The organism is Mesorhizobium sp. M2A.F.Ca.ET.043.05.1.1, from assembly GCF_003952445.1.
In the GTDB taxonomy this organism is placed as follows: domain Bacteria; phylum Pseudomonadota; class Alphaproteobacteria; order Rhizobiales; family Rhizobiaceae; genus Mesorhizobium.
Genome location: NZ_CP034446.1, coordinates 6,293,917 through 6,300,000, shown reverse-complemented (window position 1 = coordinate 6,300,000; position 6,084 = coordinate 6,293,917). Strand labels below are relative to the sequence as shown.

Annotated in this window: 5 protein-coding genes (1 of these 5 only partly in view); 2 read left to right on the top strand and 3 right to left on the bottom strand. The window is 63.8% G+C overall.

The annotated features are described in order from the left end of the window. Positions 1-1,468, top strand: partial view of a M23 family metallopeptidase gene (locus EJ069_RS30380; RefSeq protein ID WP_189476043.1) — the 3' portion only. Its footprint begins 512 nt before the window's first position; only the last 1,468 of its 1,980 coding nucleotides appear in the window; its start codon lies beyond the left edge, outside the window; it ends in the stop codon at positions 1,466-1,468. Positions 1,469-1,561: 93 nt separating this feature from the next. Here the strand turns inward: EJ069_RS30380 and EJ069_RS30375 are convergent, their stop codons facing one another. Then, positions 1,562-3,115 carry an MFS transporter gene (locus EJ069_RS30375; RefSeq protein WP_126064261.1) on the bottom strand — a complete coding sequence of 518 codons (1,554 nt, stop codon included), beginning with the start codon at positions 3,113-3,115 and terminating at the stop codon, positions 1,562-1,564. Positions 3,116-3,387: 272 nt separating this feature from the next. On the opposite strand from EJ069_RS30375, the gene EJ069_RS30370 reads away from it, so the two are divergent. Beyond that, positions 3,388-4,020: a TMEM175 family protein gene (locus EJ069_RS30370; protein ID WP_126064260.1), complete on the top strand. Its 633-nt coding sequence runs from the start codon at positions 3,388-3,390 to the stop codon at positions 4,018-4,020. On the opposite strand, the gene EJ069_RS30365 is transcribed toward EJ069_RS30370, so the two are convergent. Together EJ069_RS30365 and EJ069_RS30360 are read right to left on the bottom strand one after the other, a co-directional pair. Beyond that, on the bottom strand, positions 3,994-5,532 hold the full coding sequence (locus EJ069_RS30365; protein WP_126064259.1) for a L,D-transpeptidase family protein: 1,539 nt from the start codon (positions 5,530-5,532) through the stop codon (positions 3,994-3,996). The two genes, EJ069_RS30370 and EJ069_RS30365, sit on opposite strands and share 27 nt — an antisense overlap. A 129-nt stretch (positions 5,533-5,661) precedes the next feature. Further along, the gene (locus EJ069_RS30360; protein ID WP_126064258.1) at positions 5,662-6,030 is read right to left on the bottom strand and encodes an MmcQ/YjbR family DNA-binding protein; all 369 of its coding nucleotides are present in this window, start codon (positions 6,028-6,030) and stop codon (positions 5,662-5,664) included. Positions 6,031-6,084 lie beyond the last annotated feature (54 nt).

Below are 6,084 nucleotides of genomic sequence, written 5' to 3'. Positions count from 1 at the left end.
GATCTACGGCGCCAAGGTCGAGAGCGAAATGAGCCTCAAGACGGTCGATTTCCCGATCGAGACGGCTTCATTCGACGAAAAAAGCGACCTGTCGGCCGACGAGGTGGAAAAGGTGGTTCGCGATGCCAGCAACGGCTTGAGCGACGGCGCCGTCCAGGTGGCGGCGCTGCATTATGTCGATCCGCAGCGATTCGGCGACGCCTTCGCCGAATCGATGGCCGGTTCCTACGACGTGAAGATCACCCAGGAAAACGTTTCGGTGGCGCCGCGCGCCACGCTGGACGACCAGACGCCGGCCTTCGCCGAGGAAATCATTCCCCTCACCGAGGATACCGATATCGCCGAGGCCTATGCCGATTCGGGCTACACCGGCGCTGACGCCACCGGCATGGCGGAGGCGATCGGCAAGCTGTTGAACACCACGGCGCTCAAGGCCGGAACGGTGCTGCGTGTCGGGCTCGAAGTACGCGGCGACATCGCCAAGGTCGTGCGCACCAGCGTATATGACAAGACCACGCATATCGTCACCATCGCGCTTGACGACCGCGGCCAGTATGTGCCGGCCCAGGAGCCGGAGCCAAATCCCGAGCTTTTGACCGCCTTCGATGATTCGCAGCCCGTGGTGGTGCGCGGCAACCTGCCCAATGTCTATGACGGCATCTATCGCACCGCCTATTCCTACGGCATGTCGAAAGCGATGACGCAGAAGCTGATCAAGCTTCTCGCTTCCGACGTCGATTTCCAGTCGCGGCTTTCGCCGGCCGATCGACTGGAGGTCCTGTTCTCGCAGCCCGACGGCGACGACCAGACCTCCGACAATTCCGAGCTTCTCTACGTGTCGGCGACCTTCGGCGGGCAGACACGGAATTTCTATCGCTTCCAGATGCAGGACGGCAGCACCGACTATTTCGACGAGAACGGTTCGAGCGCCAAGCAGTTCCTGCTGCGCAACCCGCTGCCCAACGGGCGCTTCACCTCCGGCTTCGGCGCGCGCCGTCACCCGATTCTGGGCTATGTGCGCATGCACACCGGCACGGACTGGGCTGCCCCGATCGGATCGCCCATCATCGCGGCCGGCAATGGCGTCGTGGAAAAGGCCGGCTGGGCCGGCGGCTACGGCAAGCAGATCATCATCCGCCATGCCAATGGCTACGAGACGTCGTACAACCACCAGAGCGCTTTTGCCAAAGGCATCGAGCCCGGCGTCCATGTCCGCCAAGGCCAGGTCATCGGCTATCTCGGCCAGACCGGCCTGTCGACGGGCCCGCATCTTCACTACGAGCTGATCGTCAACGGCACCAAGGTCGATTCAATGCGCGTGCGCCTGCCGGTCGGCAAGGTGCTGAAGGGTGACGATCTCGTGGCCTTCAAGAAAGAGCGCGAGCGCATCGACGATCTTCTGAAGCAGGAAGACGGCAACTCGCTGAAGGTCGCCAGCGCCAAGACTGATTCGCAGCTTCCGAACTGAGCAGTTCCAGGAACCGCTCCACCTGTTTCACGCAATTCCAGACGGAAGGCTACGGCGAAGTCGACGGGCCTAACCGCTCACAATGGAATTGCTCTAATCGCGCGATTCGTCTGTCTGCCGCGGCCAGGGCGATGCCTGTCCGGAAACCGTGAACCAGGCGATAAGGGAAGAAAACACGCAAAGCAGCGCCGTGACCGCCGCGACCGCGGTGAAAGCCGAATCGCTTGCCGCCACTCTGGCCGCGTCGAGATTGGCCGCAAGCCCGGAAGCGGGCGGCTCGCCGAAACCTGGCACTCCGGAAGCATTGCCGATGATCCGCGCGTAAACCCAGGCCGCCAGCGAACCCATCGCCGCCACCGCGATCAGGCCGCCGACGCGCGAGACCGCATTGTTGATGCCGGACGCGGCGCCCGTATCCTTGTCCTCGACGGACGTCATGACCGCAGTCGACAACGGTGACACGACTTGCGCCATGCCTAGCCCCATCAGCGCCATCAGCGGAAATGTCCCGGTCCAGAAATTGTGGATGCCGAAATGCGTGAGCAAAGCGAGGCCGGCGAAGGCGATGGCGACGACCATGCTGCCGCAAGCGATCGGAAAGCGCGGACCGATCCGGTCCGACCACTGGCCGACCGGCCCGGACAGAAGCGCGATCAATGCCGACAACGGCAGGAAGATGAAGCCGACCTCGGCCTCGCTCAACCTCCAGCCGGCGATCAGAAGCATCGGCAGGTAGAACAGATTGGCCGACAGCGCGAAATAGAGGAAGAATGTCGCCAGGTTGGCGCCGGCAAAGGCGCGGATGCGGAACAGGCCGAGATCGATCATCGGATCGCGCTGCCAGCGCTCATAAGCGATGAAGACAAAGAGCAGGACCACACCGGCAACAATCGCGGGCGTTGACAGCATTCCGCCGCCTTCGGCATTCATGGCCGTCAGTCCATAGGCGAGCAGGCCGAAGGCAAGCGTCGCCAGCGCGGCGCCCCCAAGGTCGAGGCTGCGTTTTTCGGTCGGTTTGTCGGCCGGCACCTTGGCCAAAAGCAGATAGATGGAGATCAGCCCGAGCGGCAGGTTGATGGCGAAGATAGCGCGCCAGACCCCGTTGCCGAACGTCGTCAAAACGAAGCCGCCCAGAACGGGGCCGAGCGCCGTGGTCAGCGCCGATGCGGCCGCCCAGATGCCGATCGCCCGGCCGCGCTCCTTCTTCGGATAGGCTTTGGCGATGATGGCGAGGCTGCCCGGCACCATGATCGCCGCGCCGATGCCCTGGATGGCGCGGAAGGCGATCAATATGGCCGGGTCGGGAGCCACCGCGCAGGCGAGCGAGGCGGCGATGAACAGCGCGATGCCGGTCACGAAGGCGCGCCGCAGCCCGAACCGGTCGCCTGCGGCGCCGCCAGCCAGGATGAGCGCCGAGAGCGTCAGCGCATAGGCGTTGGAGATCCACTGCGCCTCCGCCAGGCTGGCGCCGAGGTCGGCGCGCAGCGCCGGCATGGCGATCGCCAGGATCGAGCCGTCGATGAAGCCGAGCGCCGAGGCAAGGATTGCCGACACCAGCACGAATTTGTGCTGCGTCTGGGGACAGAATGTGCCGTTCGCCCGCGCGGTCGAATGCGAATCGGCGGTGGTTTCGTTCGCGGATGACATGAATCCCTGCTTAGCCCTCCGGAATGATTGCAACAACGAGCCAGAGCATCGCTGTTCTTGAAACCAGGCGACACTGGAGCATGATGCCGAAAAGTGTGAAGCGGTTTTCGGGCGACATCATGCTCCATCTCTTTTGATTCAAAGACGGATTCAGATTTCAGGTCGATTCGACCTGACATCATCCGGCTCTGCCGGGTGGGGAGGTGGGCGCCAATCTTGAAGGCAAACCGCCGATCGCGTGCTAGGTTCCAGCATTGCGTGTAGGGGGAGCCATGAAGCGGCCGCTCGAACCATCGGCGGAAGGACGCGGGCGCATTGTCGGCATAACCGACGGCGTCTTCGCCATCGCGCTGACCCTGATCGTGCTGGAGATCAGGGTGCCGGCGCATGAGGCGGTGCATTCGGAAGGCGAGCTGCTCGGCGCGATCCTCGCGCTGGCGCCACGCTTTCTGACCTATGCGCTGAGCTTCCTGACGCTCACCATCTTCTGGTTCGGGCAGCAGGCGCAGCATGGCCTGATCGCGAAGTCGGACCGAAGGCTGGCGACGCTCAACCTGTGCTTTCTTGCCTTTATCGCGCTATTGCCCTTCTCGACCGACCTGCTGGCCGATTTCCTCGAGTTCAGGATCGCGGTGCTGGTCTACTGGCTGAACCTGCTGATGCTGGGCGCGACGCTGTTCGCCAGTTGGTGGTATGCCGACAGGAACGGCATGATCGCCGAGGACGTCGACGCTGAAACGCGGCGCACCGTCTACAATCGCATCGTCAAGGCGCAGGCCCTGTGGGCGGTCGGCGCGGCGCTGTGCCTGATCACGCCGCTGCTCAGCATAGGCTTCATCCTGCTGGTGCAGCTCATCTATGCCGCCGCGCCGCGCGCCTCACTGCTGCGTAAACTCATCGGTTGAGGTCCCGCCGACCTCCGCGATTGTCGGTCCGCCGACGAACTCCACCGTGACGCCCGGCGACACCAGCTTGGCAAGCTCGCGCGCATCCCAGTTGGTCAGGCGCACGCAGCCATGGCTCTCGGTCTTGCCGATCTTGGAGGGATCGGGCGTGCCGTGGATGCCGTAGGTCGGCTTGTCTAGCGCGATCCACACCGAGCCGACCGGACCGTTCGGTCCCGGCGGGACGGTCAGGATCTTGTCGTTCTGGCCCTGCTTGAAATTGATGTTGGGGTTGTAAGTGTAGTTCGGGTCGAGCGCGATGCGCGAGACGGCATGGATACCGGTCGGCGACGGCGTGTCGGCCGAGCCGATGGTGGCCGGATAGGCCGCGACCAGCTTGCCGCTGCCATCATAGGCGTAGACTTCCTTCTTGGTCTTGTCGGCGACGATGCGCGTCACCGGCGTCGAGACCAGCTTGCCGAAATTGGCGACCTTGATCATCGTGCCGGGGCGATTGAAGTCCACCCCCTTGTTGATCGACTTCAGATAGGTCTCGTCCATGTGGAAGCGCTCGGCCAGCGCCTCGGTGACCGAGGTGTAGCACATGCAGTCGAGCTTGGCCTTCTGGCTGTAGTCCTCGGGGATCGAGGCGACATACGGGCCGGCGACATCTTCCGGCGTGATCGTGTAGGAAGCGAAGGCGTCGCCGCCCGACTGGGCGAGCGCCGCCTGGATGCCGACCGCATCGGTCGATTTGAGATTGGTGTCGTTTATTTCGTTATAGGCGGCCAGCGCCTTGTCGACATTGGAGCCGAAGCGCCCATCGATCACGCCCGGCGAGGCGCCGCCGCGATCGAGCAGCACCTGCAGCGCGGCGACATCCTGACGCACCCCGAGCGACAGCGACGGATCGACACTGGCCTTACCGCCCGTGTTCGGCGGCAACGAGGCCTCCGGATTGGTCTGCAGCACCTCGCCCTGGCCCGGCTGCTCCGGGTCGATCGACGCCTCGTTCAGCGGCTGGCGCTTGATGGTGTTGGACTTCGGCTCTTCCGGATAGGTGGTGGCGTAGCCTTCGTCATTGTTGGGCGCCGGCGGATAAGCATCGACGGAATTGTCGCCGCTGTTGGGATCGTATTCGTCGGCCGGCGGCGGGATGACCCGGCCGTTCTCCTCCAGCTGCCGCCGGCGGAAGCGGGCCATGTCCTCGGGATTGTCGAGATAGTAGCGGTCGTCATCCTCGGCCGGCACGCGGCCGAGCTCCTGCGTGCGCATCTGCCGGCGAAGCGCGCGGCGGTCGAGCCTGCTCCCCGGCGGCTGGATGGCGATGACCTTGCCGGTGTCGGCATCGACCAGCACCCGATTGCCCCTGGCGTCGTAATAGATATCGATATTGCCTTCCTGGGCCAGCATCAGCGCGCCGCGCTCAGCCGGGCGCACGCCTTGCGGGCCATCCGCGCTCGGCGCGGCGAACGCGCCGGAAGACGCCAGCCCGGCCGCGAGTGCCGAAAGGGAAAAGATCAAGCGCAGCATGGGGGTCAAGCTCTCCGGTCGACTCTGGCTTCTGACGGGCGAATCTTCGCCAGCAAACCAGTTACCCAAGTTAAGGTTCCAACATGAACCGGGCATGAAGATGGCGGATTTCCAGTACCTTGACGAACATTAGCCAGTCTGCGCGAGCCCCAATTGCTTGCGTGCCTGTCTGGTCAGCTTCAGCACGACCAGGCGGTGGCTTTCGCGCAGATAGTCCTTGAGCGCCGCATCATCCATGCTTTGGCTTGTCTGACGCTGGATCCATTTCATGCCGCGCGAAGCGAGATAGGGCGCCGGCCGGCAGCCCGGCTGATCCTTGAGCACGTCATAGGCCATCTCGGAACATTTGAAGGTGACGAAAAGCTCGCCGCCGTCGTTCCAGCCGCCGATGGCGAACACCTTGCCGCCGACCTTCCAGACATGGGCGCCGCCCCATTGGACGACATGCGTCGTGGCGGGCAATGAAGCGCAGAAGCCGTTGTAATCGTCGAGCTTCATCGAGTCCTTCCCGGTCATCCGAATCGGCAGCCGATTATGCGCAGTCCCCGAAAA